The organism is Butyrivibrio proteoclasticus B316 (assembly GCF_000145035.1).
Classification (GTDB): domain Bacteria; phylum Bacillota; class Clostridia; order Lachnospirales; family Lachnospiraceae; genus Butyrivibrio; species Butyrivibrio proteoclasticus.
Map to the genome: position 1 here is coordinate 665,269 of NC_014387.1, position 24,976 is coordinate 690,244.

At 39.7% G+C, this 24,976-nt stretch carries 22 protein-coding genes; 21 read left to right on the forward strand and 1 reads right to left on the reverse strand.

Annotated elements, in window-relative coordinates; translation table 11 throughout:
• Positions 1-18: 18 nt before the first annotated feature.
• From BPR_RS02670 to BPR_RS19540, 5 genes are read left to right on the forward strand one after another with little or no spacing between them, the layout of a single operon-like run.
• Positions 19-1,560, forward strand: coding sequence for a DUF6056 family protein (locus BPR_RS02670; RefSeq protein WP_013279925.1), 1,542 nt, complete (start codon positions 19-21; stop codon positions 1,558-1,560).
• A 3-nt stretch (positions 1,561-1,563) separates the two neighbouring features.
• On the forward strand, positions 1,564-3,126 hold the full coding sequence (locus BPR_RS02675; protein ID WP_013279926.1) for a glycosyltransferase family 39 protein: 1,563 nt from the start codon (positions 1,564-1,566) through the stop codon (positions 3,124-3,126).
• Positions 3,127-3,147: 21 nt separating this feature from the next.
• Positions 3,148-4,167, forward strand: a complete 1,020-nt coding sequence (locus BPR_RS02680; protein WP_013279927.1) for a radical SAM/SPASM domain-containing protein — start codon at positions 3,148-3,150, stop codon at positions 4,165-4,167.
• 22 nt (positions 4,168-4,189) lie between these two features.
• Complete coding sequence (locus BPR_RS02685) at positions 4,190-5,131, forward strand: glycosyltransferase family 2 protein (RefSeq protein ID WP_042256408.1); 942 nt, start codon at positions 4,190-4,192, stop codon at positions 5,129-5,131.
• Positions 5,124-6,326, forward strand: coding sequence for a lipopolysaccharide biosynthesis protein (locus tag BPR_RS19540; protein WP_013279929.1), 1,203 nt, complete (start codon positions 5,124-5,126; stop codon positions 6,324-6,326). Before BPR_RS02685 ends, BPR_RS19540 begins: the two co-directional genes overlap by 8 nt.
• A 182-nt stretch (positions 6,327-6,508) precedes the next feature.
• Here BPR_RS19540 and BPR_RS02695 read toward each other — a convergent pair whose 3' ends face one another.
• Positions 6,509-7,750: an SGNH/GDSL hydrolase family protein gene (locus BPR_RS02695; RefSeq protein ID WP_013279930.1), complete on the reverse strand. Its 1,242-nt coding sequence runs from the start codon at positions 7,748-7,750 to the stop codon at positions 6,509-6,511.
• A gap of 200 nt (positions 7,751-7,950) precedes the next feature.
• Here BPR_RS02695 and BPR_RS02700 point away from each other — a divergent pair, with 200 nt between their 5' ends.
• The 16 genes from BPR_RS02700 (at position 7,951) to BPR_RS02770 (ending at position 24,714) form a co-directional block, all read left to right on the forward strand.
• Positions 7,951-9,531, forward strand: a complete 1,581-nt coding sequence (locus BPR_RS02700) for an NAD(P)/FAD-dependent oxidoreductase (protein ID WP_042256409.1) — start codon at positions 7,951-7,953, stop codon at positions 9,529-9,531.
• A gap of 118 nt (positions 9,532-9,649) precedes the next feature.
• Positions 9,650-10,588, forward strand: a complete 939-nt coding sequence (locus BPR_RS02705; protein ID WP_013279932.1) for a glycosyltransferase family 2 protein — start codon at positions 9,650-9,652, stop codon at positions 10,586-10,588.
• A 15-nt stretch (positions 10,589-10,603) separates the two neighbouring features.
• On the forward strand, positions 10,604-12,079 hold the full coding sequence (locus tag BPR_RS02710; protein WP_013279933.1) for an MBOAT family O-acyltransferase: 1,476 nt from the start codon (positions 10,604-10,606) through the stop codon (positions 12,077-12,079).
• Positions 12,080-12,091: 12 nt separating this feature from the next.
• Positions 12,092-13,585, forward strand: coding sequence for a hypothetical protein (locus BPR_RS02715; RefSeq protein WP_013279934.1), 1,494 nt, complete (start codon positions 12,092-12,094; stop codon positions 13,583-13,585).
• 90 nt (positions 13,586-13,675) lie between these two features.
• Positions 13,676-14,308: a uridine kinase gene (gene udk, locus BPR_RS02720; protein ID WP_013279935.1), complete on the forward strand. Its 633-nt coding sequence runs from the start codon at positions 13,676-13,678 to the stop codon at positions 14,306-14,308.
• A gap of 27 nt (positions 14,309-14,335) precedes the next feature.
• Complete coding sequence (locus BPR_RS02725; RefSeq protein ID WP_013279936.1) at positions 14,336-15,592, forward strand: DUF6077 domain-containing protein; 1,257 nt, start codon at positions 14,336-14,338, stop codon at positions 15,590-15,592.
• A 58-nt stretch (positions 15,593-15,650) separates the two neighbouring features.
• Positions 15,651-16,442 carry a hypothetical protein gene (locus BPR_RS02730; RefSeq protein WP_013279937.1) on the forward strand — a complete coding sequence of 264 codons (792 nt, stop codon included), beginning with the start codon at positions 15,651-15,653 and terminating at the stop codon, positions 16,440-16,442.
• A 73-nt stretch (positions 16,443-16,515) separates the two neighbouring features.
• Positions 16,516-17,310 (forward strand): LicD family protein, encoded by a 795-nt coding sequence (locus BPR_RS19545; protein WP_013279938.1) that lies wholly within the window; start codon positions 16,516-16,518, stop codon positions 17,308-17,310.
• The gene (locus BPR_RS02740) at positions 17,310-19,121 is read left to right on the forward strand and encodes an aminotransferase class I/II-fold pyridoxal phosphate-dependent enzyme (protein WP_013279939.1); all 1,812 of its coding nucleotides are present in this window, start codon (positions 17,310-17,312) and stop codon (positions 19,119-19,121) included. Before BPR_RS19545 ends, BPR_RS02740 begins: the two co-directional genes overlap by 1 nt.
• A gap of 7 nt (positions 19,122-19,128) precedes the next feature.
• Positions 19,129-20,094: an ornithine cyclodeaminase gene (locus BPR_RS02745; protein ID WP_013279940.1), complete on the forward strand. Its 966-nt coding sequence runs from the start codon at positions 19,129-19,131 to the stop codon at positions 20,092-20,094.
• Positions 20,095-20,343: 249 nt separating this feature from the next.
• Positions 20,344-21,675, forward strand: coding sequence for an MBOAT family O-acyltransferase (locus BPR_RS02750; protein WP_207636489.1), 1,332 nt, complete (start codon positions 20,344-20,346; stop codon positions 21,673-21,675).
• Between the two features lie 45 nt (positions 21,676-21,720).
• Positions 21,721-22,866 (forward strand): hypothetical protein, encoded by a 1,146-nt coding sequence (locus BPR_RS02755; RefSeq protein ID WP_013279942.1) that lies wholly within the window; start codon positions 21,721-21,723, stop codon positions 22,864-22,866.
• Positions 22,867-22,872: 6 nt separating this feature from the next.
• Positions 22,873-23,673, forward strand: a complete 801-nt coding sequence (locus BPR_RS02760) for a hypothetical protein (RefSeq protein ID WP_013279943.1) — start codon at positions 22,873-22,875, stop codon at positions 23,671-23,673.
• A complete protein-coding gene (locus tag BPR_RS20695; RefSeq protein WP_013279944.1) occupies positions 23,670-23,840 on the forward strand; it encodes a hypothetical protein in 171 nt (56 codons plus the stop codon). Before BPR_RS02760 ends, BPR_RS20695 begins: the two co-directional genes overlap by 4 nt.
• A gap of 84 nt (positions 23,841-23,924) precedes the next feature.
• Positions 23,925-24,380, forward strand: coding sequence for a DMT family transporter (locus BPR_RS02765; RefSeq protein ID WP_013279945.1), 456 nt, complete (start codon positions 23,925-23,927; stop codon positions 24,378-24,380).
• Positions 24,373-24,714, forward strand: a complete 342-nt coding sequence (locus BPR_RS02770; RefSeq protein WP_013279946.1) for a DMT family transporter — start codon at positions 24,373-24,375, stop codon at positions 24,712-24,714. The genes BPR_RS02765 and BPR_RS02770 overlap by 8 nt, the downstream gene beginning before the upstream one ends.
• The last annotated feature ends 262 nt before the right edge of the window (positions 24,715-24,976 follow it).

Sequence of the window (24,976 nt, forward strand, 5' to 3'; positions counted from 1 at the left end):
GCTTGAGGGGCACGGATAATGTTTAGCTACAATATTAAGAGACTATCAAGACAAATTAATACCAAAAGGCTTAGTGTAGTCATGACTGTATTGTATGCTATCAGTGTGCTTCCTCTTCTTGTTCTGGGACATTTTAACTGGATGTCTGCAGATGATATGTCTATGGCTTACAGGGCTCACGAGTATTACATAAATAGTGGAAATGTAATTGGACTTCTGGGCTATATCTTAAAGGTTACTTATGACGAGTATATGACCTGGGTTGGATATTTCTTTTCAGCTACCTTATCCAGTCTCAGCCCGGGTATTTTTAATGAGAGATTGTATTTTCTTGTTGTCTACGAGATCATATTTATCCTGACACTTGGAGTTTGTTATTTTTTCAATGCGCTTTTTGTGCATGTATTTAAGGCTGATAAGCACCTAACTAATGCAGCAGCGATGCTGACACTTATACTGATGATCCAGAGTATGCCAAAGAAAATGCCCAGAGTTGAGGCATTTTACTGGCATAGTGGTGCAATCAACTATATGTTCATGTTGGGACTTGGCCTTTTCTGGGTAGGACTTCTTCTTCGGTCTGTTTATGATCTTTCTTCTAAGAGAAAAGCTAAGCTTGTCTGGGCTTGCATTTTGGGCTTTTTACTTGGCGGCGCCAATTACATGACTGCACTTGAGCTTGCTATTATATCAGTATTGGTTTTGATAATACTTCTTCTTGGAAAAATATCTTTTATCAAATTTGAGACCTCGGATATTGAACAAAAGAAATACATATATCTTTTATGGATTCCGGCCTGTCTAAACCTGCTTGGCTTTGTGGTGTCCTGTCTTGCACCTGGAAACAGGGCCAGAGGCGCTCAGGTTGAAGGCTTTGGAGCGGTAAAGTCAATTCTGATCTCTATTTATGATGTGTTTGATATCTGCATCAATCAGTATTCAAGATGGGAAGTTGCAGTGATACTGCTCATGTTAGCTATCATTTTTTGGAAACTTTCCGGGAATATTGAGCACCGTTTTGAACATCCATTTATATTTTTGTTATTTGCTCTTGGAATGTCGGCATCAAATGTTGTTCCGCCGCTTTTTGCTACAGGAAATATCGAGGCCGGAAGGATCATGTCTATTTTCTGGGCTGAGTATGTTGTGATGATAGTTCTTACTGTCTTTTATATTACGGCATGGATACGTCAGTCTATAGAAACTGATAAGGCTCAAGAGCTTTCAATGACAGTAGAGTCTTCAAGCCTTGTCTTTTCACTTGTATTGGTTTTATCTGTCGGATCGCTTCTGTGTATTAAGGCTGATCCTCATTATTATAGTGCTACATCAGCTATTGCGGACATTACTTCAGGTGATGCCGGTACATATAAAGGAGAAAGCCTTGAAAGACTTGAAATCCTTGAAGATGAGTCTGTGACAGATGCAGTTTTGCCTGAATATACAGTTAAGCCGGAAATGCTGTTTTTCAGCGATGTAGAGGAAGATAAGGATTTTTGGATCAATCAGGTTGTTGCCAGATATTATCACAAGAATTCAGTTGTTCTTAGGAAAAACTAATCTATGAAATTTAAGAATGCTTTATACAAGATTGTTGTGGCTCTTCTGGCTATTGCTGCCGGATCAGTGTTTGTCACAAGCCTTTTGACAACAATATATTATGATATGCACGAGGATGTGGATTTTCCCCATTATGCTAAAGAGAATATTCCACTTCTTTTGCTTTTTATGACAATTGTATTTGTGGCCTTTATTCTACTCCACAATAGAGACTTTTTTAAGAGACGGAGCAGGGGATTACTTGTGTTTGCACTTGTTTTTTGTGCAGCCTATTGCCTTATGCTCATCTTATCTATAAAGCCGCTTCCTGTGACGGATTCAATGACACTTGATAAGATTCTCGATGAATTCGAACATGGAGATTACAGTAATCTTACCGAGAAATGGGGATATTTATATATATGGCCATTTCAGCTGGGCTATGTTTTCTTTGGAGAGATTATTGATCATATCTTTGGGCATGGGAATTACCTTGCATGGGATATCATTCTTTTGATATCAATCCTTGTCACTGTGTTTTTTCTGTATAAGATAACCTGGGAGATTTTTGCTGACAGGGCTGTATGTGGGATCATGGCTCTTATGAGCCTTGGAATGTTGTTTTTATATAATTATTCTACTTTTGTATATGGCGATATTTACAGCCTTTTACCTCAGACGATAGCATTATATACAACTATTTTATTTGTAAAAAGAAAAAAGCTTGTGTATGCTCTTTTGACAGCGGTAGGAATAGCTGTTTCAGTAATCATCAAGACCAACAGTGAGATTACTCTGATTGCCATAGTGATGATCCTGATATTGAGCGCATGGAAAAAGAGAGGGGAGGAGAACTACTACACCTACGAGTTTATGCATAGGCTGGTGATAAGAATTCTCGTATCTGCCTTTATAATATTTACCGTGTTTGTGGGTAAAAATGCTATCAATTCGTATTACTGTGACAGAGCAGGAATTGCAGCTGTTCCAAAAGGTAGTCCTTCTGTTTCTCACATAGCTATGGGAATCCAGGAATTTGAGCTGGAAAATGGATGGTATAGCGGTTACAACTATCAGACCTTTATTGATAATGGTTATGATACAGAAAAGGCTAAAGAAGTAGCTTTGGCAGATATCAGGGAAAGAGTAGATACTTTTGTACATCATCCTGGCTATGCCTTTAAATTCTTTTTCCGAAAGTTTCTCACCCAGTGGGCAGATCCGGTGTGTATTTCAACCCACAATCTGGACCTTGTGAGCAGACATGTTGAGAATCCGACGGATTTGATGTATTATATTGTTTTTGGTGATGGTAATATTATCATCAGTCAGATAATGAATGTTTTTATGAGCGTATGTTATCTGTGTGTATTTGTATATTTGGTATCTGTGCTCAGAAAGAGAGATGTATCTGAGCAGGAAATGCTTCTTTTGATACTTATATTCGGAGGCATTTGCTTCCATGAGTTTTGGGAAGGGTCATCCCGTTATACTATGAGATATTATGTGTACTGGATGCCTTATGCTGCCTGCGGAATGAAGATGATTCTTGACTTTGTCGGTAGCAGGAGCAAAAGAAGTAAATAGTAGTTTGAGGAGAAATTAGAAATGCCAATTAGAGTTAATAGTTTCATGGGAAAATTTGGATGGTTTGCCAGGAAGCATTTTCCAATGCTTGCAAGTAATGCTTATCTGAAACTGCAGTTTGTAACAAGAAGTAAGTCACAGAAGGCTTATTGTGATTATTTCCTTAATTCCAAGGAAGTTCCAATGCCTAATGTTGTTAATATCGAGACTATCAACAGATGTAATTCAACCTGTTCCTTCTGTACAGCCAATGTTCATGATGAGTGCAGACCACTTGCCAAGATTGATGACGATCTGTACAAGAGCATTATTGATCAGCTTGCAGATTGGGGATACAAGGGACATCTTACTCTCTATGGTAATAACGAGCCGCTCCTTGATACCAAGATAGTAGAGAGACATAAATATGCAAGGGAGAAGCTTCCTAACAGCTTTATTTTCATGTCTACCAATGGTCTTATCCTTACTATCGATAAGGTTAAAGAGGTAGCTCCTTATATTAATCAGCTTATCATCAACAATTACTCAATGGAGATGAAGCTTCATAAGAATATTCAGGAACTCTATGATTATGTTAAGGCTCATCCTGATGAGTTCAAGGATCTCGATATCCAGATCCAGATGAGATATCTTCAGGAAGTTCTTACTAACAGAGCAGGCAGTGCTCCTAACAAGAAGGAAACTCAGAAAGTGATCAAGGAGACATGTCTCCTTCCATTCACAGATATGTGGATCATGCCTAATGGCAAGATGGGACTTTGCTGCTGTGATAATTTTGAGACAACTGATTTTGGTGATCTTACCAAGATGACACTCAAGGAGGCTTGGGGATCTGAGAAGTTCCAGGCAGTTAGACGTAAGATCGCAGAAGGCCGTCAGAATTATCCATTCTGTAAGCACTGTGATTTCATTGACGCAGGTTTCCGTATGCAGCTTGTTAATGCTATTCTCAGAGGAGATCAGGATGCAGCCAATAGACTTGGCGGACATGAGCGCATGAAGATCGGCAACAAGAATAATGTAGATGACAACATCAAATGATATCGGGGCCGGAGGAAATCAAATGGATAAAATAGCTGTACTTATTCCTTGCTACAATGAGGAAAAAACTATAGGGAAGGTTATCAGAGATGCTAAGGCAGCTCTTCCCGAAGCTACAATTTATGTCTATAACAATAACTCTAAGGACAGAACAGCAGAGATTGCTGCCGAGGCCGGAGCTGTTGTGAGAAATGAATATATGCAGGGAAAAGGTAACGTTATCAGACGTATGTTCCGCGAAATTGATGCCCTTGTATATGTTATGGTTGACGGTGATGATACATATCCTATGGAATCAGCAAGAGAGATGGTAGATATGGTTCTGAACCGCAATGCTGATATGGTAGTAGGCGACAGATTGTCATCGACTTACTATCAGGAGAACAAGAGACCATTCCATAACTTTGGTAACAACCTTGTAAGAGGCAGTATCAACAAGCTCTTTGGCTGTAATATCAGGGATATCATGACTGGTTTTAGAGCCTTCAGCTATGAATTTGTTAAGACATTTCCTGTTCTGTCCAAGGGATTTGAAATCGAGACAGAGATGACTATTCATGCAGTTTATAACAACATGCAGATTGAAAATGTTGTTATTGATTACAGGGATCGTCCTGAAGGATCAGTTAGTAAGCTGAATACTTATTCAGATGGATTCAAGGTTCTCCGCACTATCATGAGACTCTACAGAAGCTATAAGCCTTTCTGGTTCTTCCTCATGATTGCTATAGTATTGGCCCTTGTTTCAATTGGATTCTTTATTCCAATTCTTCAGGAGTACTGGACAACACATATGGTTCCAAGATTCCCGACACTTATTGTCTGCTGCTTTATTATGCTGTCAGCTGTTCAGGCATTTTTTGCCGGTGTAATCCTTTCTACTATGGCAATTGGGGACAGACGTCAGTTTGAAATGCAGCTCAACATGCTCCAGAGACACAAGGAGAATGATTATAATGGCTGATTCTAAGAGGAAAAGCCTGGCACTTAATGCTTCCAAAGATTTTATATTCAGCGTTCTTGCGCTGGTGATTTATAACGGTGTCCTGCAGCTTGTCATCTATCCCGGGCTCAATGCCCGGATAGGTGCAGAGGCTTTTGGCACCGTTTTATATTTGATCTCGGTTGTATCAGTAATGGGTTCAGGTTTCGGTACGGCAGCCAGCTACTCCAGAATGGTTGCTAAAAAGGACAGGACACAAGAAAATGGAGACTATAATCTTTTTCTTGCTATGATTGCCGGAATATCGCTTGTAGTATCCTTTGTGGCTCTTTTGGTGCTGAAAGAGCTATCGGTACTGGCATATATGCAACTTGCTGTTCTGATGATCTTGACGGTGTTTAGGTATTATGCAGATGTCGAATACCGTATGAATATCCGTTTTGTAAGATATTTTGCATTCTTTGCAGTTGTTTCTTTGGGATATGTTATAGGTCTTATATTGTTTCCGTTAACCGGAAGCTGGGCTATAACAATCCTGATGGGAGAGCTTTTTGGAATACTTTATACAGTAATAAGAGGCAGCATTTTCAGAGCTCCGTTTACAAGACTTTCGGCATCCTTTCATGAGAATTTAAAGTCAGCATGGGTGATATCTGCAAGTAACCTCATTTCAGCGCTAATATTAAATTCTGACAGGATTTTATTAAGACTCCTTGTTGGAGCCAGAGAAGTTACGGTGTTTTATACAGCAAGCCTTATAGGCAAGATAGTAGCTATGCTGACAACACCGCTTAATGGAGTGATAATTAGTTATTTTACTAACTATAGGATCAAGCTGGATAAAAAGAAATTTGCCTTTATCAGCCTTGGAATGATCATATTATCAATTGTTGGTGCACTTGCATGTACTTTTGTATCAATGATCTTTGTACAGATCATGTATCCGGATGTATATGATGAAACCAGAAAGTATTTCTTCCTGGCTAATCTGGGCCAGATACTGTATTTTATTTCAGGGTCACTTATGGTAATTGTCATGAGCTTTACCAAAGAAAAGCTTCAGCTTATTATCAACATTATATACATTGCAGTGTTTGCTGTTGTAGTAGTTCCTGCAACATTGATGTTTGGACTCGATGGTATGGCAGTGGGACTTGTAGTTGTATCTCTGGTTCGCTTGCTTGTTACTATGTTATTTGGAATCTCGAAGCTCTAAAAAGAATAAGATATCCAATCAAAAATGTGCAGTTCTCGGACGAGGCGATGATTTTCAAAACGAAAAAAGCAGCAAATGCCGATTTCTCTGAGCAACGTCGAAATGAGGCATTTGCTGCTTTATGAGTTTTAGAAAATCACAACGCAGACGAAAACAAGCATTTTTGATTGGATATTAAAAACTTAACCGTTCTCCTGAGTTGATTCCTGCGAGGAACTATCTGGTAACTGAGGTGTATTCTCATTAGGCTTAACGAGCTTGTACTCTCCCTTTACCAGAAGTTCGAACTGATCAGGGAAAGCATCCATAAGAACTCCGTCATCAAGACGATAGAATTCATCTGGATCAAAGGTTGCGATATTGATATAGTCAGATTCTCTGTAAGCCTTTGGCTCGTTGAATTCAAATCCGTTTGGCCAGTGGGCAACGATTCTTGCAAGAATGCGTCTGCCGGTTTCAGTCAGGTGGACATTATCCATCAGGTACTGATCAGCGGTATCAAGGTACAGGTCAAATCTTGACATGAACATTGCGTCAACGAGGAAGGCATTCTCTTCATCTGCTGAAACATTGCCGGCTTTCTTGGCATAATCCGAAAGTGTTCCAAAACCGTTACTGACAACATAAGAATCTCCAAGATAATTTCCGCTGTTGTCCTTGTAAATACCATATACAGGAGAAATCAGGAAAAACTTTGCGTTTGGACTTGACTGTCTAAGCTCTGAGATTCCAAGGCGAAGAGCGCCATAATAGGTGTGAATGTCGTCATAGTTCTGGTCTGTGTTGAACTTATCAAGTGGAACTTTGGAAAAGAAATCGTTGGCACCATATTCTATAAAGTAATAATCTACATCAGAAGGACTAACTGAATCCATTGCAGTCATAAGATCAGGATTACTGCTGAGGACATTCTCTTTTTTTACCTTGCCGGTAAAAGCGTGTACCATTCCAACAAAGCAGTTAGATGACCAGTTCTCGTAATCTTCATAATCGGCTGTTGATGCTTCAAGAGAAGCAGTTGTTCCACCTATTGCAAGGTTGATAGCTACTGAATTGGGAACTCTTTGTTGTACAAGTGTAGGAATATCTGTTCCATCATTCCTACCATTAGCAATCTGGCTATCTCCAAAGAAAACCATAACAACTTTGTCTTCTTCCTGAGTTTCATCAACTGATGGTGCGGCTGATGCCTCGGCTGTAGCTGCTGCAGTTGTGTAATCTTCGAAATCAGGTGTTGCCAGATCATCTGCAACAATTATATTTCCTGTGCTCTCAAGAGCGGAACTGTCATCTGTTGAATTAAGAGTTTCATCATTAATATATTCTGTGGCCTCTTTGGTGTCGTCCTGACCAAAAGAGCAGCCTGTAACTATAGTAGAAAAGGCTAAAATGGTGGCAGTTAACGTCAATATTTTTTTCTTCATGTAATAAACCTCGCTTTTTTAAACTACTTGCAATTATAAACATCATTTTTTACCATGTGAAGAGTTTGGGGACAATCTTAAGAAAGTCTTAAAGAATAGACGTAATATCGTTAATTACATTTTATTGAAGAAATAGACCATTTAGGATATACTACTTATGTTGTTAATTTAACAATATTATGAAAACAGAGGGAATGCGTATGAAAAAGGCGTTGATCATCGGCGCAGGTCCTGCAGGCCTTACTGCAGCCTATGAACTATTGACCAAATCAGATGATTATCAGGTTGTAGTTTTTGAAGAGACAGAGCAGTTTGGAGGAATTTCCAGAACTGTAAATTATAAGGGTAACCGTATGGATATGGGTGGACACAGGTTCTTTTCCAAGGTACCTGAAGTCAACGACTGGTGGCAGAAGATGTTACCACTCCAGGGAGCACCGACCTATGACGATATAGTTCTCGACCGTCCTATGAAGATGGCAGAGGGTGGCCCTGACCCGGAAAAAGAAGACAGAGTTATGTTGAGGAGACACCGTGTTTCACGTATCCTCTTCGATTCCAAGTTCTATGATTATCCTATTTCACTTAAGGCTGAAACCTTCAAGAACTTTGGACTTCTTACTACTCTTAAGGTCGGCTTCTCTTATATGGGTTCTGTATTCCATAAGAGACCTGAAGATAACCTTGAGAACCTTTATATCAACAACTTTGGAAAGAAACTTTACTCAATGTTCTTTGAGTATTACACAGAGAACCTTTGGGGCAGACATCCTAGCGAGATCGATGCATCCTGGGGTAAACAGAGAACAAAGGGCCTGTCAATTTTTGGAATTATCAGAGATTATCTCGGAAGACTCTTTAAGGTCAAGAATCGTAAGGTTAACACATCTCTTATTGAAGAGTTCAGTTATCCAAAGCTTGGTCCCGGTCAGCTCTGGGAAGTCACAGCTGATGAAATCAAGAAGCTTGGCGGTACTATCATCATGAATGCCAAGGTAGTAGGCATCCGCAAGGATGGCGACCACGTCAAGGGTGTTACTTACCTTCAGGATGGACAGAAGATTGATGTTGACGGTGATGTAGTTATCAGCTCAATGCCGGTCAAGGATCTTGTTGCAGGTATGAATGATGTTCCTGCAGAGCCTGCAAGAATCGCAGCAGGTCTTCCTTACCGTGATTATATGACACTTGGCGTCCTTGTGCCCAAGCTTAACCTCAAGAACAAGACCGATATCAGAACTATGGGCAATATCGTTCCTGATAACTGGGTATACGTTCAGGACAGAACTGTCAAGATGGGAAGATTCCAGATTTACAACAACTGGTCACCTTATCTTGTCAAGGATCTTGAGCATACAGTATGGGTTGGACTTGAGTACTTCTGCTTTGAAGGTGACTCAATGTGGAATATGACAGAGGATGAGTTTGCCAAGATGGCTATCGATGAGATGGTTAAACTTGGTCTTATCGACAATGCTTCTGAGGTAATTGATTATCATATGGAGAGAGTTAAGAAGGCATATCCTGCTTATTTTGATACATATGACGAGATGGATAAGCTTGTTGACTACCTCAATACAATTGATAACCTGTATTGCGTAGGACGTAATGGTCAGCACAGATACAATAACATTGATCATTCAATGTGCACTTCATTCGAAGTTGTCAATAATATCTTAAGTGGTGCTACTGACCGTAGCAATATTTGGAATGTCAACACTGAGGAAGAGTATCACGAGACCAATACTTCTGAGGAAGCTGATGAAGTAGAGATTGACTAATAATGTATAATGGTATGCATGACCGATCATTATTCGGAAATGCATGTTGATGCGGTGCAGTTTATTTGATGCACCGCATTAGTGTTGTTTAGAGTGTAGTATTTTTGAAAGGTAATTTATGAAAAAAATAAGTATTTTGATTCCATGTTTTAATGAGGTGGAGAACGTTGAACCAATTTCTGCAGCAGTAGAAAATGTGTTAAAAGAGAAACTGTCAAACTATGACTATGAGATAGTCTTTATCGACAATGCATCTTCTGATGGAACAAGGGATAAGATAGAGAGCATTTGCGCAGGCAATCCCAAGATCAAAGCTATCTTTAACGTGACTAATTTTGGACAGTTCAATTCACCATTTCATGGAATGTGCAGCCTTGATGGAGATTGCGTTATTCCCATCTGTGCTGATTTCCAGGATCCTGTTGAGCTCATTCCTGTATTTGTTGAGAAATGGGAGCAGGGTCACAAGATTGTCAGTGGAATCAAATCTTCCAGCAAGGAAAATGGATTTATCTATTTCCTCAGAACTGTGTATTACAAGACTATCAAGAATATGTCCAGCGTTAGAATGATCGAGCATTTCACAGGCTTTGGACTTTATGATAAGACCTTCATCCAGCTTCTGAGAAAGCTTGATGATCCGATCCCTTTTATCAGAGGAATTGTTGCAGAGTACGGTGAAGGCTTCAATATGACAACTGTTGAGTATGAACAGCCTCAGCGCCGTGCAGGTGTTACTCACAACAATTTCTACACCTTGTATGATGCGGCAATGCTGAGCATCACTTCTTACACCAAGGTAGGTCTGCGCCTTTGCACAATTGCTGGATTTATATGTGCGCTAGTTGACCTTATTGTGGCTTTTGTGTATCTGGTACTTAAACTGACTCATTGGTACAGTTTCCATGCAGGTTACGCGCCAATGATAATCGGCATGTTCCTGATTGGCGCTATTCAGCTCTTTTTCATAGGACTTATGGGAGAGTACATTTTGAACATCAATACCCGTGTGATCGGAAGACCACTTGTAGTTGAGGAAAAGAGAATCAATTTCTAAGATAATGGGGGATTTATGCAGGTTACGTCTTTTTCGTTTCTGTTTTTTGTACTTATAATAGCAGCTCTGTGTTACTGCTTGCCACGTAAATTCAGATATATTCTGCTCTTGCTTGCGAGTATTGGTTTTTATGTAAGTCTGGATGTAATTGGCTGTATTGTACTTCTTGTTTCAATACTGACTACATACGCTGCAGGACTTATGCTGGATAAGAATACAAGCCGGTTGGATGCAGAAGGCTCTGATAATGCAGATCACAAGAGCAGTTCAGGGACCTCTGATAACATCATATTTGCAGGCTGCATTATCCTGAATATTGCGATCCTGGCAGCTTTTAAGTATCTGGGATTTTTCTTTGGCAGAGAGGATTCGGCTATCAGTATAGTGGCACCTATAGGAATATCTTTTTATATCCTTAAGGCTGTTTCTTATCTGATCGATGTAAAAAGAGGCACGATCAGAGCTGAGAAGAATATTGCCAAGTATGCCCTGTATGTATCATTTTTTACTCAGATAGTTTCAGGCCCAATAGACAGAGCAGGAAACCTTATTCCTCAGTTCAACTATCCGGTTACAGTCGACCTCGACAGACTAAGAGATGGTTTTATGCAGATGCTGTGGGGCTACTTCATGAAGCTGGTTCTGGCTGACAGACTTGCAATTTTTGTTAAAGATGTCTATGACAATCCTGCTGCAGGCACTATTACTTTTATAGCGACTCTTTTCTATACATTTGAAATTTACTGTGATTTTGCCGGCTATTCACATATTGTTATAGGCGCATCGAGAATACTTGGAATTGATATCTGCAATAACTTTGATGCTCCGTATCTTTCGGGCTCTATAGCAGAGTTCTGGCGCAGATGGCATATTTCTTTATCTAGCTGGCTCAAGGATTATGTTTATATTCCTCTTGGCGGAAACAGGAAGGGAGTATGGCGCAAGTATCTCAATATACTGATCGTTTTTGCAGTAAGTGGACTGTGGCATGGAACTGGATGGACCTTTATCGTATGGGGACTTCTTCATGGATTGTATCAGGTGATAGGCTATCTTCTAATGCCAATCAGGAATTTCCTGGCAAATACATTTAAGGTTGACAGGAAATCTTTTGCTCACAGATTATTCAAGACGGTATTTACTTTTTTACTTGTCAATCTTGCCTGGGTATTTTTTAGGGCAGATTCAGTCATAGATGCTATTAGCATAATTGTTAAGAGCTTGTCTGTTACCCCATGGGTTCTGACAAACGGCGAACTATTTAAGCATGGCATTGATGAAGCTAATATGCTGCTTCTTGTTGTAGGCCTTGTGATCGTGTTTATAACAGACCTTATGAATAATCAGGGGACAGTTATCAGGGATAAGATAGCACGACAGTCATGGTGGCTTAGATGGCTCATTATGATAGCAGCTATTTTGGTGATTGCGGTGTGCGGTATCTGGGGACCCGGATACAATGCTTCAAGCTTTATTTATCAGCAGTTCTAACCGGAGAAAGATATGAAGAAGAGGATAATAAATCTTATTAGAATAGCTTTATTTGCTGCCGTGGTCACAGTGTGCATTGTAGCTGCTGCGGTGGTTGTGCGCAGGAAGGAAAGCGCAGATAAATACTCAGACTTTTTTACACAGGCCAAAGAAGGCAATATAGACGTTCTTTTTATGGGCTCGTCCCATGTGATAAACGGTATTAATCCTGCGAGCCTGTATCATGATTATGGCTTTACATCCTATAATATGGGCGGCCATGGGTCAGTAATGCAGGCTACTTACTGGGAACTTATTGAGGCACTTGATTACTGCACTCCCAAATGGGTTGTGGTTGATGCCTATATGCTTGAGAAGAATTATCAGTATCTTGATGTGATGAATGAGAATACTCCTCAGGAGGATATCGATTCATCTATAGATCAGCTACATCTTAATATGGACTGCTGGCCTCTTAACAGACTCAAGCTTGCAGCTGTGTCTGACCTTATTGAGGATAAAGAGATCAGAAAAGAGTTTTTGTTTGATTTCATTGTATATCATTCCAGGTGGAACGAACTGACCAAAGAGGACTATTCTGCTCTTACAGGTAATAATGAAACAAGCGGCCTTCTGGGAGCTGAGCTTAGATATGGTGTTGAGATCAAGCCTTCGGTGTCTCCGGATCCTGAAGAGGGGCAGTTACTTGCTGAGCATACTGTAGGCCAGGAATATCTCATGAAGATAATCGATGAGTGCCAGAGAAGAGGAATAGGCGTTCTTGTGACATACCTTCCATTTTGCCCGACAACTGATGATAAGATAGCTGCTAACAGTGCCGGTGCGGTGGCTGGGATGTACGATGTTCCCTATATAAATATGTTAAATTTAGGTATAATAGACCTATATACTGATTTAAATGATACTGGTCACCTTAATGCTTCAGGAGCAAGAAAGGTTACTGATTATATTGGTAACTGGCTTCTTGCAAACGCTGATCTTACTGATCACAGAGGAGAGGCGGGCTATGAGTATTACGATGAATGCGCGCACAAATATGCAGAAGATATGCGCAGTTTGAGCAGTAGTGCAGATGATCTCTATACTCAGCTGGAAATGCTATCATTTGGAAATGTTGGTTCAGTAGTATACTTCAATCAGGGCTCAGGAGCTTTTACTGATGAAAGCGTCAGAGAGCTGGTATCACAGATATCAGGAACTGATAAGATCAGAAATACTGATGGGCCGTATATTATGATAAATGATGCTGCTTCGGGAAATGTATATGAAGCATGCGGAGATGAGGCTCTTGACGGAGTAGCTACAGTTATGGGCTCTATGGTATATCAGCCTGTGGAGCAGAGATTCAGACTCCTGTATGCCAGAGAGAATGAAGAACTTAATTACCTCTATGATGATGATCATATCTGGTATGATATTCAGATCATCACTTATGACAAGAATTCAGGAGAGGTCTTATCTCACAAGTATTACAGATCTTATGGGAATAATTATCGTCAGGACTGATGACCTGATAGTAGTATTTGAGAATTGGTTACTCAAGTAAGCTCTATGCGAGCAGATAGTAATATTAGTTTTAATTGAAAGGATAATAATATGAGCGAAAAGGTTTGTATAGTAGGAATTGCAGGAGGAACAGCATCTGGTAAGACTACCATTGTGCGCAGGATCAAGGAGAAGTTTGGGGATGATATTGTAGTTATCAACCATGATTCATATTACAAGGCACATGATGATCTTTCATATGAAGACAGGTCACGTCTTAACTACGACCATCCGGCATCTTTTGATACAGATCTTATGATCGCTGATGTTAAAAAACTCAAGAATAACGAAGAGATAGATATGCCTGTTTATGATTACACAGTTCATAACAGGTCAGATGCTACTGTTCATGTAGTTCCCAAGAAGGTGATCATTGTTGAGGGTATCCTCATTCTTGAGAATAAAGAGCTTAGAGACCTTATGGATATCAAGGTTTTTGTTGAGACAGATGCAGACGAGAGGCTTATGCGCAGAATCCGTCGTGACATGGTTGAAAGAGCAAGATCTATTGATTCTATCCTTACTCAGTATTCAGAAACTGTTAAGCCTATGCATGAGCAGTTTGTTGAACCAAGCAAAAAATATGCGGATATCATTATTCCAAGAGGTGGAGAGAACCTTACAGGTATCAGCATCTTACAGGAGCATTTGAACCTTGTGCTGAGCAATGGAGCAGGCCATTAAAGATTTATTTTTGTGACTTGATAAGACATGAGTAAGCATGTCGAAGGAAAGATATACAAAGGACGGAAAGCAGACTTGATTTCAGGAATTTTAGCGGTAATAAAAATAATATTCTTTATGTTCATAGTCCCATTTTGTATAGGCGTTTTACTTAATGGGATACTTCCTGTTGTCAGGAGAACTGTCGGAATTACTTTTATCTTTGGATATGTGGTGTATTTTGCAGTGTTCGAACTTGTTGCTATACCCTGCATGTTACATTATGTTTACAATGCCTTTAGCTATTGTACATATATTTATCTTGTGATCAGTTTATTACTTGCACTTGCCGGGATTGTCAAAGCAGTTTATCTTCTCAGGAAACATGGAATGGATTATCTGACTCTTTTCCCAGGGGAGACGCATGCGACAGCTCATGAACTCTTAAGCCCAAGGTCTGACCCAAGAATGCTCAAGCTTAGTTACTCTGTTGAGAGCAGGATTTATTGGGGAATATTCTTTACGCTTTTACTTGTCCAAATGATATTGGCAGTTGTGATGTCAAGCTTTGACGGTGATGATGCTTACTATGTTGTTGAATCACTTCTTGCTCAGCAGGCAGATGTCATGAATACGATTCTTCCGTATACAGGAACATCTACTTCTCTTGATATCAGACATGCACTTGCAGTTATAACTATGTGGATAGCTTATATGGCGAGAATATGCGGAGTTCATGCGACGATCATGTCACATTCCGTAGTACCTGTTCTGATCATTCCGCTGGTTTATCTTGTATATGTGGAGATTGCGAGAATACTCTTTAGGAGAAGGCAGGAGGTTATTCCTGTTTTCATGATAATTGTTTCCTTCCTGATGATGTTTGGAAATATATCAATTTACACTCCGGCAACTTTTTTCCTGACCAGAACCTGGCAGGGGAAAGCAATTGTTAACAGTCTTGTATTTCCGCTTATTATGTGGGTGTTTCTGTGGATGCTGGAAGATAGCAGGAAAAGACCTATCTTTGGGCCCAAGGTTGATAACAGTACAGAATCCTATGAGGAATACAAGGAACATAAGACTATTTATAAGATTTCTCCATGGATTTTCCTGACACTTATAAATATGCTATCAGGAGTATGTACTTCAATGGGAGTAATTTTTGGAACAGGGCTTGTTGCTCTGTTTACACTGGTGCTGCTATTGTTTGAGAGAAATTTAAGAGTTGTAATTGGAGCTATATGCTGTGTTATTCCAAATGCCCTGTATTTACTTGTTTATTTGGGACTTTTCCACAGCTGATCTTTTGAGTTCATTTTATATGAGTCTTGCACAACACACATTATTATAAGAGGTTTGTATGTACGGTATTTTTATGCAATGCTGGGTCACACTTAAGCTGTATGGAGGAAACGGTGTATTATTGCTTCTCCTGATAGCGTCATCGATTTATCTGATCGTGGCCGAGAAGAGCATCAAAAAGAAAATAATGCTTGGTATCATTCCAATCCTGATCCTTATTGGATTTCTTTTGCCTTTTACCAAGATTGCCTATGTGGCGGCATTTGATGAGGGAAGCGATACTTATTACAGATTGCTATGGCTGATACCTACTTATGTGACTATAGCATTTGCAGCTTGTAAGCTTATTTTTTCGTTTAATAAGAGCATGTATCAGATGATAGCGTTTGTTGTAGTGCTTAGTTTTATTGCGCTTACAGGTTCACTTGTTTATGCGAGCGGTCATGTAAATGTGGCTGAGAACCTGTATCATATACCACAGCATGTTATAGACATCTGTGATGAGATTGCGCCTGCAGAAGGAGAGGCAAGAGTACGTGCTGCTTTTCCGTCGGAGTTGGTTCACTTTGTGAGGCAGTATGACACAGACATTCTTCTTCCGTTTGGAAGAGAGATGGTTGTAACTCAGTGGGATTATTATAATCCGGTCTATGAAGTTATGGAGAAGCCTGAGGTTATTGATGCCAAGGCTCTTGTGGAAGCTACAAGGGAGACAAAATGCAGTTATATTGTTCTGTCTGAGGAGCGCAAGATTGATGGCGACCTTGTTAAAATGGGGCTTAAACTTGTGAATACACTTCATGGCTATAATATTTATGCTGATCCTGAGGTATTAAATGCCGGATTGTGATCTGGGTTTATATAGAGTATTTTTATTGGGGAAATGTATCGGGGAAATATGTATTTGAAAAGAGATTTTTGTAATGGAGAAAGCTAAGTCAATTGAGCATCTTCACAGCATATTGTATGATATGCTGCTCGAAGTTGACAGAATATGTAAAGAGAACAACATCAGATATTTCCTGGCATTTGGCACGGAAATCGGCGCAGTTAGAGATCACGCTTTTATATCTTGGGATGATGATATAGATATTAAGGTGATGAGAGAAGACTACGAGAGTTTCAAGGCCGCTATGAAAGAGAATCTTGGCGGAGCTCTTAAGTTTAAAGAACCGATTGACGAAAAGCCTTATTTTTTTGATTTTGTACCAAGGATCATAAATACAGAATATACTTTGAGTGATGACCCCAATAATCTTCAGAATCATCCGGCTATAGATGTCTTTCTGGTAGATCATGTACCTGCGGGTAAGTTTTTTCAAAAAGGAATGTATTTTAAACTGAAGCTCATTCATGCACTTGCAATTTCCAAGAGAAAGCATGTTGATTATAAGAGCTATGGGGCTATAGCAAGGGCAGGACTCATTATTCTTGGTGGCATAGGAAATCTCTTTTCCCTTGAGAAACTGATCAGGATGTATGACAGACAGCAGAGGAAATATGAGAATGTGACTACGCCTTTTCGTTTTACCAGCAACTTTGCATTTGGTATTCAGGCCATGTACGATTTTGATATCTACGAAAGAGCCACTGAGGTAGTTCTTGAGAGGGATAAATTTCCATGTCCGGAGAGGTATGACGAGGAACTTAGACTTGTTTACGGGGATTACATGACACCCAGGAAAATGGGAATAGTTCATTTTGAGGAGAATGAGTAATGCAGGCAGTAATATTAGCAGCAGGAATGGGCAAGAGACTTAAAGAGCTCACCCAGAACAATACAAAATGTATGGTGAAGGTAAACGGTGTATCGCTGATAGACAGAATGCTTCACCAGATTGAAAAGAAGAATTTATCCAGAATAGTTATAGTTGTGGGATACGAGGCTGACAAGCTTAAGAAATACATTAAAACCCTTGGTATAACTACACCTATTGAATATATTGATAATCCAATCTACGACAAGACCAACAATATCTATTCTCTTTCTCTTGCAAGCGATTATCTGGTAAAAGAAGATACTCTTTTGTTTGAGTCTGATCTGATTTTTGAGGACTCAGTTCTTGATGTACTATTGGAGGATCCAAGAGATACGCTTGCACTTGTGGATAAGTATGAGTCATGGATGGATGGAACATGTGTAAAACTATCTTCTGATGACAGCATAGAAGCCTTTGTTCCGGGTAAGAAATTCAAATTTGATGAGATCAAGGAATACTATAAGACTGTAAATATTTATAAATTCAGCAGACACTTTTCAGAGACACATTACGTGCCTTTCCTCAAAGCTTATCAGTCTGCACTTGGCCAGAATGAGTACTATGAGCAGGTCCTTAGGGTGATCACAATGCTGGATGATCCTGAGATCAAAGCCAAGAGACTTGATGGCCAGCGCTGGTATGAAATTGATGATATCCAGGATCTTGATATAGCAGAGTCTATTTTTACTCCGGATGAAGATGAGAAGGTAAGACTTCTTCAGAGGCGCTACGGTGGATACTGGAGATACCCAAAACTCCTCGATTTCTGCTATCTTGTTAATCCTTATTTTCCACCTGAGAAGATGAAGGATGAGATCAGGGCTAATTTTGATACACTTCTTACTGAATATCCTTCAGGAATGAGGGTTAACAGCCTTCTTGCTGCCAAGAATTTTGGAGTTCATCAGGAAAATATAATTGTCGGAAATGGCGCAGCAGAGCTGATAAAGAGTCTTATGGAGAACTTTGACGGTAAGACAGGATTTATCCGTCCGACGTTTGATGAGTATCCTAATCGTTACGACAGAGAAGTTTCAGTGGATTTCGTGCCTGAAAATGCTGATTATTCATATACTGCGGATGATATCATGAACTATTTTGCAGATAAGGACATCAGTAATCTGGTTCTAGTCAATCCTGATAATCCAAGCGGCAACTATATTCACAAGAAAGACCTTTTAAGGCTTGTTAAATGGTGCGGAGACAGAGATGTCAGAATCGTTATTGATGAGTCATTTGTGGATTTTGCAGATGAACCTGATAACACTTTGATCGAGCAGGAAATACTGGATGATAACAAACATCTCTTTGTCATGAAGAGTATATCCAAGTCCTACGGAGTTCCGGGACTTAGACTTGGCGTTCTTGCTTCAGGTGATAGCACTACAATCGATCTTATGAAAAAAGATGTAGCTATCTGGAATATCAACTCCTTTGGCGAGTTCTATATGCAGATTGAAGAGAAGTATAAAAAGGACTATGCTGTAGCTCTTGATAAATTCAGAAAAGAGAGAGCGCGTTTTGAAGAAAAACTTTCAGAGATCAAGGGGATAAGAGTTATTCCATCTCAGGCAAACTTTGTTATGACTGAGCTCGATGCTGAGATTTCTCCCAAGGAACTTCTCAAAAAGTTCCTTATTAAGCACAATCTTTTGATAAAAGAGCTGACAACCAAGACTAATGGACGGAATTATCTGCGCCTTGCAGTGAGAAATACTGAAGATAACGATATTTTGATCGCTGCGCTTAAATGTGAGCTTGGAGAATAAAGAGTTAATGAAGATAATTGGTTTTGAAGCTATTAAGAATATGAATATTTCACCTGCAAGGTGCTATGAGTGGGTTTTGGAGATGATTGAAGCCAAAGATAAGGCAATGCTTCCGCCAAAGACACACCTTAACATGCCAGGGAATATTTTTTGCAATGTTATGCCATCAATAATAGAGAATGCTGAGGGCAAGATTGGCGGGATCAAGGTGGTTACCCGCTATCCTGAGAGAAAACCTTCCCTTGACAGCGAGATACTTCTATTTGACGCTGATTCCGGCAACTTCCTTGCACTTATGGATGGGAACTGGATCACTGCTATGAGAACAGGCGCTGTTGCTGCTCATTCTGTAATGACGCTTGCCAAAAAAGATTTTAAGACGATCGGAATGATTGGCCTTGGTAATGTGGCACGCAGCAGTCTTCTGGTGCTGGCATCTGTTTGCAAGGATAAAAAGCTTACCGTTAAGCTTTTAAAATACAAGGATCAGGCAGAACTTTTTATAGAGAGATTCAAGGATTTCCATAACCTTGAGTTTGTAATAACAGATTCAGTTAAGGATTGCATCAAGGGTTCAGATGTTGTGATCTCCTGTGCTACTTATTTTGAAGATGATATAGCGCTTGATGAGTGGTTTGATGAGGGAGTTTTGGTTGTACCTGTTCATACGAGAGGCTTTACAAATTGTGACTTGTTCTTTGATAAGGTTTATGCCGACGATACAGGACATGTAGACCATTTTAAGAACTTCTCTAAGTTCAGATACTTTGCTGAAATGAGTGATGTAGTTAATGGAAGAGCCAAAGGGCGCGAAAACGACAGGGAGCGTATTCTTGCGTATAATATTGGTGTTTCTATCCATGATGTAAATTATGCGGCACATATTTATCAGGAGCTTATTGCTGACAGGGACTCTTTTGATAAGCTTGTAGATGCTGATATGCAGGCACCAACTGAGAAGTTTTGGCTGTGATAAGGGCGGAGAGTTTTTGGGGAGCTTTTTATGGTTTTTAATTCCTATGAATTTGTTCTTTTATTTCTACCGGTGTTTCTGATCATATATAATATGGTTCGCAGCATCGGCCGTAAAAAGGGAAACGTACGGATGCTGGTTGATCTGTGTATCATACTGGGATCCTTGTGTTTTTATGCCCTTTTCGGGATGCACAATCTGGCTATTATACTGATAAGTATTACTTTTAATATATGTACTTCGATTCCAATGAGCTTTATGAGAGAGCACAGCGTAGAGCTACCTTTATTTGGCAGAAAGATAGCTGTTCAAAAGCTTTGGCTTTCCTTTGGAATAATCTTTAACATAGTTCTTTTGTTGTTCTTTAAACTGTGGGGAGTTTTTCTTCCTATAGCTATCAGTTTTTATACCTTTAATCAGATTTCCTATATAGTTGACCTGGAGAGAGGGGATATCGAGAGATTTAAGATATTGGACTATCTTACCTATATACTCTTTTTTCCTAAACTTCTGCAGGGACCAATCATGGGATATGGTGAGTTTGAAACAAAACTCACACAGGCTTTGGATAAAAGCTTTGACTATGAGGCCTTTCTAAGGGCAATGTATCTCTTTTCCATAGGTCTGTTCAAGAAAGTGATCATGGCAGATACCATAGGAAAGGCTGTTGATGCTAACTTTTCATGGCTTGTTGGAATGGGAAGCCTTGAAGCTGTGCTGACAGCAGTGTTCTACTCATTCCAGTTGTATTTTGATTTTAGCGGATATTGCGATATGGCGGCTGCTGTAAGTAATCTCATTGGAATTGAGCTTCCAATTAACTTTGACTCTCCATACAAAGCTGTCAATATCGTTGATTTCTGGAAAAGATGGCATATTACTCTCACTAAGTTTTTTACCAGGTATGTGTATATTCCTCTTGGCGGAAACCGAAAAGGGGAGGCCAGAACCTATGTAAACTTCATGATCATTTTCCTATTGAGTGGTTTCTGGCACGGAACAGGCTGGAACTTTATCATATGGGGTGCAATGCACGGAGTTTTGTATGTTATCACAAGATGGTATGAGAGAAACAGGAAAGAGGCACTTGTAGCAGGTGGTGATCAGAAAGAATCAGATAAAGCTATTTTGACAGAAAATGTGCATAAAGAGGCAGGCGCGGGCAATATAAGACATGGAATAGAAAGGGTGGTCAAGACAATCCTCACTTTCACTTATGTTACAGCAGCCTGGGTGTTCTTTAGAGCAGAGACTATAGAAGATGCGCTCATTTTATTTGGCCAGATATTTAAGGGCGGCGTAAGACCTTTTGCCAATAGTTTTTCGGCAGCTTTTCAGATAGATGAACTGTGGTACATTCTCAAGGTAACTCCAGTAATGAAGCTCAATAACGCCTGGGAGATCTGTGTTTGGATTTTCCTGATAGCTTCATTTGTTATGATTTTCTTTTTCCCAAATGCTGTGAGAAGGTGCAAGAATTGCAGGCTTGGAATTGGAACTACGCTTTTGACAGTTCTTTTACTGGTGTGGAGCGTTGTAAGCCTTGGCGGAGTCAGCACATTCCTGTATATGAATTTCTGATGAAAACCAGAATCTACCAGGTGATGCTATGGCGTTAAATCGAGAATGCCTGGAAAGAAAAACAGGCAGGTAAGTGGATCAAATAGAAATATGGAAGATAAGAATAACGTGACTAGAGAAAAAAATAGATATCGGAAATTGTTTATTGCTTTTTGGGCTGTGCTAATAGCAGTTATAGTCGTGGTGGGCGGAATTGTTGTGTATGTGGATCCTTTTTTTCACTATCACAGGCCACTTGAGGGATTTCCTTATGTGGTTGATAATCAGCTGAGCCAGAATCCGGGAATGGCCAGAAACATGAACTACAATTCCTGTATTATCGGGTCATCAATGACTGTCAATTTTGATACGGATGATTTTAAAGAGCTGATGGGGCTGGACACATTAAAGCTTAGCTATAGCGGAGCTTATCCCAAGGATGACAGTAATATTCTGTCCATTGTGTTTGATGAAGAAAGCCTTGCCAGAAAAAACAGTCCGGTAGACGCTGTGTTTTTTGCCATGGATATTCCTGTAATGGCTGCGGATAAAGAGACAGTCAAGTATGAAAGACCTGAATATCTCTACGATAATAATATATTTAATGATGTGAAATATGTCCTTAATAAGGATGTTATCATGCAGTATATATTCAGGCCAATCGTGCAGAAAAAGGGTACTGACCTGTCGGAGGCTTACTTTAGCTGGTGGACACCTGATTATTACAATATTCAGTGGGTAATGCATACCTATGAAGAACCGGATAAGGCCCTTGAAGAAGTTCCTGCAGATGCGATGATAGCTCAGTCGGGAGTTAATCTTGATGTGAACATTTTGCCTTTTGTAGAGGAGCATCCTGAGACAGAGTTTTATTTCTTTTTCCCGCCATATAGCATTTTGTACTGGCATAATGTGATGCAGGATAATTCATTAAATGCCACAATGGCGCAGTATAGATATGTTGCGGATAGACTTTTGCAGTATGATAATGTCCATTTATTCTATTTTCAGAATATGGAAGAAGTTACGGATCTTAATAATTATGCGGATTATTCGCATTATAAGCCTGAGATCAACAGGTATATGGTTGAGTGTTTCGCAAACGGAGAGCATGAGATCACATCTTCAGAGGAGATGGATTTAGAGCTTACCAAAATGCGTGGTATAATAGATGAGTTTGATTTTGATGAGTTGTTTTCACAGGAGTGGTGAGGAAAAATGAGTAGAGATAATAAGAAATTTAGTTTTGAAGATATTCCCGGCTGGGTGCATTTGGTATTTATTGGAATCATTGTACTTGTGATAGCTTTTTCTATATTTAAGCTTGTACGCTGGAATATGGGAACTGCCGAACTTGATACCTCAGATACAGGAAGCCTTGAAGTAGAGGTTCTGGATCAGGTATTTCTTTTGACAGATGATAAGAAAGCAGGGCATGAGTATGATGACGAGGAAACAATACTGTTTCTTGGAAACGATGCGCTGACTTATGATGCAAGTGAGACCGGAGTCGCTAATCAGATAGGAAGTAAGCTGGGTGCAACGGTTATTAACTGCGGATTTCCGGGATCGACAGTTGCCAACAAGAATACGGAGTTTTCGGATGATTACAAGCTTGATGCATATAGCTTTGTGAACGTGGTTAACAGCATGGTTTCCGGGGATTTTAGCCGAATGGAAGAGTGTGCATCCTCTTTTGATGATTATGCATATACTTCTACATCCTGGGAACTTAAAAATGTGGATATGAACAAGGTAGATACGATCGTTATCTACTACAATGCGCAGGATTATCTGAATATGAGAGTTGGTATGAATCCTGATAACGAGTACGATCCTGTGACTTACAGAGGAGCACTTAATTCAGGGATCAAGGCTCTTCAGGAAAAATATCCATACATAAGGATTGTATGTTTGTCTTTTACCATGTGCTACGCGTATGATTCAAACGGACAGATTGTGAGCGGAGACAGAGTGGACTTTGGAAACGGCAAGCTCACACATATCTTCAGTTTATGATAGATGTTTCAGGTGAGAGAGGCGTTACCTTTATCGATGACTACTATGGAACAATCCATGAGGATAACAGTACAGAGTGGCTTCTTGATAATATTCATGTCAATGCGGCCTGCAACGAGCATGTGGCCCAGCATTTTGTAAATGTGATATATCCAGACGGAATCTGAGAAGAATCAGATTAAATAGATTGATCATTGCGTTAAACCAATGGCGTAATGAAAAAATGAGAAAGTTGTTTTGTGAGACTTAAGATGAATAGTAAGAAAAAGAAAATAGGAATCGTGGATATCCTGCAGCTTCAGGGTGCAGTTATAGTGTATTCTCTTTCAACTGTTGCAGGAAAACTTGCATCGGATCATCCATTTTTATCATTTAAATATATTTTGTTTTTTGGCCTTGAGTTTGTGATCCTTGCTGTGTATGCCATCATATGGCAACAGATGATCAAGAAGTTTCAGTTATCAATTGCGTGTGCCAATAAAGCGCTGACTCTTTTGTGGTCTATGCTGTGGAATTTCATTATTTTCTCGACAGGTATTACTGTCTGGAAGGTCGTTGGAGTAGGCCTTGTTATCATTGGTGTTATCATCATGAATTCTGAGGCAGAAAGCGAGGATGCAGGTAATAAAAGCACAGTGATCGAGAATGCAGGCGCGGGTAATAGCACTGTGAATGAGATGATAGAGGAGGGGAAAGATAATGATTAATATGTTTTTCTTTCTCATGATACTGGCTGAGCTTGTGGCGGCTTCTTCTCAGATGCTTCTCAAAAAAAGCGCAGGCAAAGAGTATCCCTCTTTTATCAGAGAGTATTTGAATGTACTGGTAATAAGCGGATATGGACTTCTTGTAGTATCAATGATCATCACTATTGTGTGCTATGGCGGCCTTGGCTATATGGGGACAGTTGTCATGGAGCCCATCAACTATATTCTGGTTATGATCATGTCAAGGATCTTCTTTAAAGAGAAATTTACTACTAAGAAGATTATTGGAGTTTTGTTTATTATTGTTGGTATTGCAGTATTCTATATGCCATAAATTGTGAATAAGCAGTTGCCGCTAGATATAATGTGCAGCCATAAATGTTTGTTTTCGTCTGCGTCGTAATTCAAAAAGATAATTATACATGACCCAGCTTTCTTTCGACGTTGCTCAAAACAATCAGCTGGTTCATGTATACTTATCTAATGAATTATCTCCTCGTCCGAGAACTGCACATTTATGGCTGCATCATTGTACTATGGCAGGCAACTGAATTGTAAGTTCTCGTAAACGACATTAGGAATTGCCTAATGTCAGT

Bases quoted from the DNA above. Each gene is read 5' to 3' on its own strand.
- BPR_RS02670 (WP_013279925.1), top strand. From the start codon at position 19: ATGTTTAGCTACAATATTAAGAGACTATCAAGACAAATTAATACCAAA.
- BPR_RS02675 (WP_013279926.1), top strand. From the start codon at position 1,564: ATGAAATTTAAGAATGCTTTATACAAGATTGTTGTGGCTCTTCTGGCT.
- BPR_RS02680 (WP_013279927.1), top strand. From the start codon at position 3,148: ATGCCAATTAGAGTTAATAGTTTCATGGGAAAATTTGGATGGTTTGCC.
- BPR_RS02685 (WP_042256408.1), top strand. From the start codon at position 4,190: ATGGATAAAATAGCTGTACTTATTCCTTGCTACAATGAGGAAAAAACT.
- BPR_RS19540 (WP_013279929.1), top strand. From the start codon at position 5,124: ATGGCTGATTCTAAGAGGAAAAGCCTGGCACTTAATGCTTCCAAAGAT.
- BPR_RS02695 (WP_013279930.1), bottom strand. From the start codon at position 7,750: ATGAAGAAAAAAATATTGACGTTAACTGCCACCATTTTAGCCTTTTCT.
- BPR_RS02700 (WP_042256409.1), top strand. From the start codon at position 7,951: ATGAAAAAGGCGTTGATCATCGGCGCAGGTCCTGCAGGCCTTACTGCA.
- BPR_RS02705 (WP_013279932.1), top strand. From the start codon at position 9,650: ATGAAAAAAATAAGTATTTTGATTCCATGTTTTAATGAGGTGGAGAAC.
- BPR_RS02710 (WP_013279933.1), top strand. From the start codon at position 10,604: ATGCAGGTTACGTCTTTTTCGTTTCTGTTTTTTGTACTTATAATAGCA.
- BPR_RS02715 (WP_013279934.1), top strand. From the start codon at position 12,092: ATGAAGAAGAGGATAATAAATCTTATTAGAATAGCTTTATTTGCTGCC.
- udk (WP_013279935.1), top strand. From the start codon at position 13,676: ATGAGCGAAAAGGTTTGTATAGTAGGAATTGCAGGAGGAACAGCATCT.
- BPR_RS02725 (WP_013279936.1), top strand. From the start codon at position 14,336: ATGAGTAAGCATGTCGAAGGAAAGATATACAAAGGACGGAAAGCAGAC.
- BPR_RS02730 (WP_013279937.1), top strand. From the start codon at position 15,651: ATGTACGGTATTTTTATGCAATGCTGGGTCACACTTAAGCTGTATGGA.
- BPR_RS19545 (WP_013279938.1), top strand. From the start codon at position 16,516: ATGGAGAAAGCTAAGTCAATTGAGCATCTTCACAGCATATTGTATGAT.
- BPR_RS02740 (WP_013279939.1), top strand. From the start codon at position 17,310: ATGCAGGCAGTAATATTAGCAGCAGGAATGGGCAAGAGACTTAAAGAG.
- BPR_RS02745 (WP_013279940.1), top strand. From the start codon at position 19,129: ATGAAGATAATTGGTTTTGAAGCTATTAAGAATATGAATATTTCACCT.
- BPR_RS02750 (WP_207636489.1), top strand. From the start codon at position 20,344: ATGAGCTTTATGAGAGAGCACAGCGTAGAGCTACCTTTATTTGGCAGA.
- BPR_RS02755 (WP_013279942.1), top strand. From the start codon at position 21,721: ATGCCTGGAAAGAAAAACAGGCAGGTAAGTGGATCAAATAGAAATATG.
- BPR_RS02760 (WP_013279943.1), top strand. From the start codon at position 22,873: ATGAGTAGAGATAATAAGAAATTTAGTTTTGAAGATATTCCCGGCTGG.
- BPR_RS20695 (WP_013279944.1), top strand. From the start codon at position 23,670: ATGATAGATGTTTCAGGTGAGAGAGGCGTTACCTTTATCGATGACTAC.
- BPR_RS02765 (WP_013279945.1), top strand. From the start codon at position 23,925: ATGAATAGTAAGAAAAAGAAAATAGGAATCGTGGATATCCTGCAGCTT.
- BPR_RS02770 (WP_013279946.1), top strand. From the start codon at position 24,373: ATGATTAATATGTTTTTCTTTCTCATGATACTGGCTGAGCTTGTGGCG.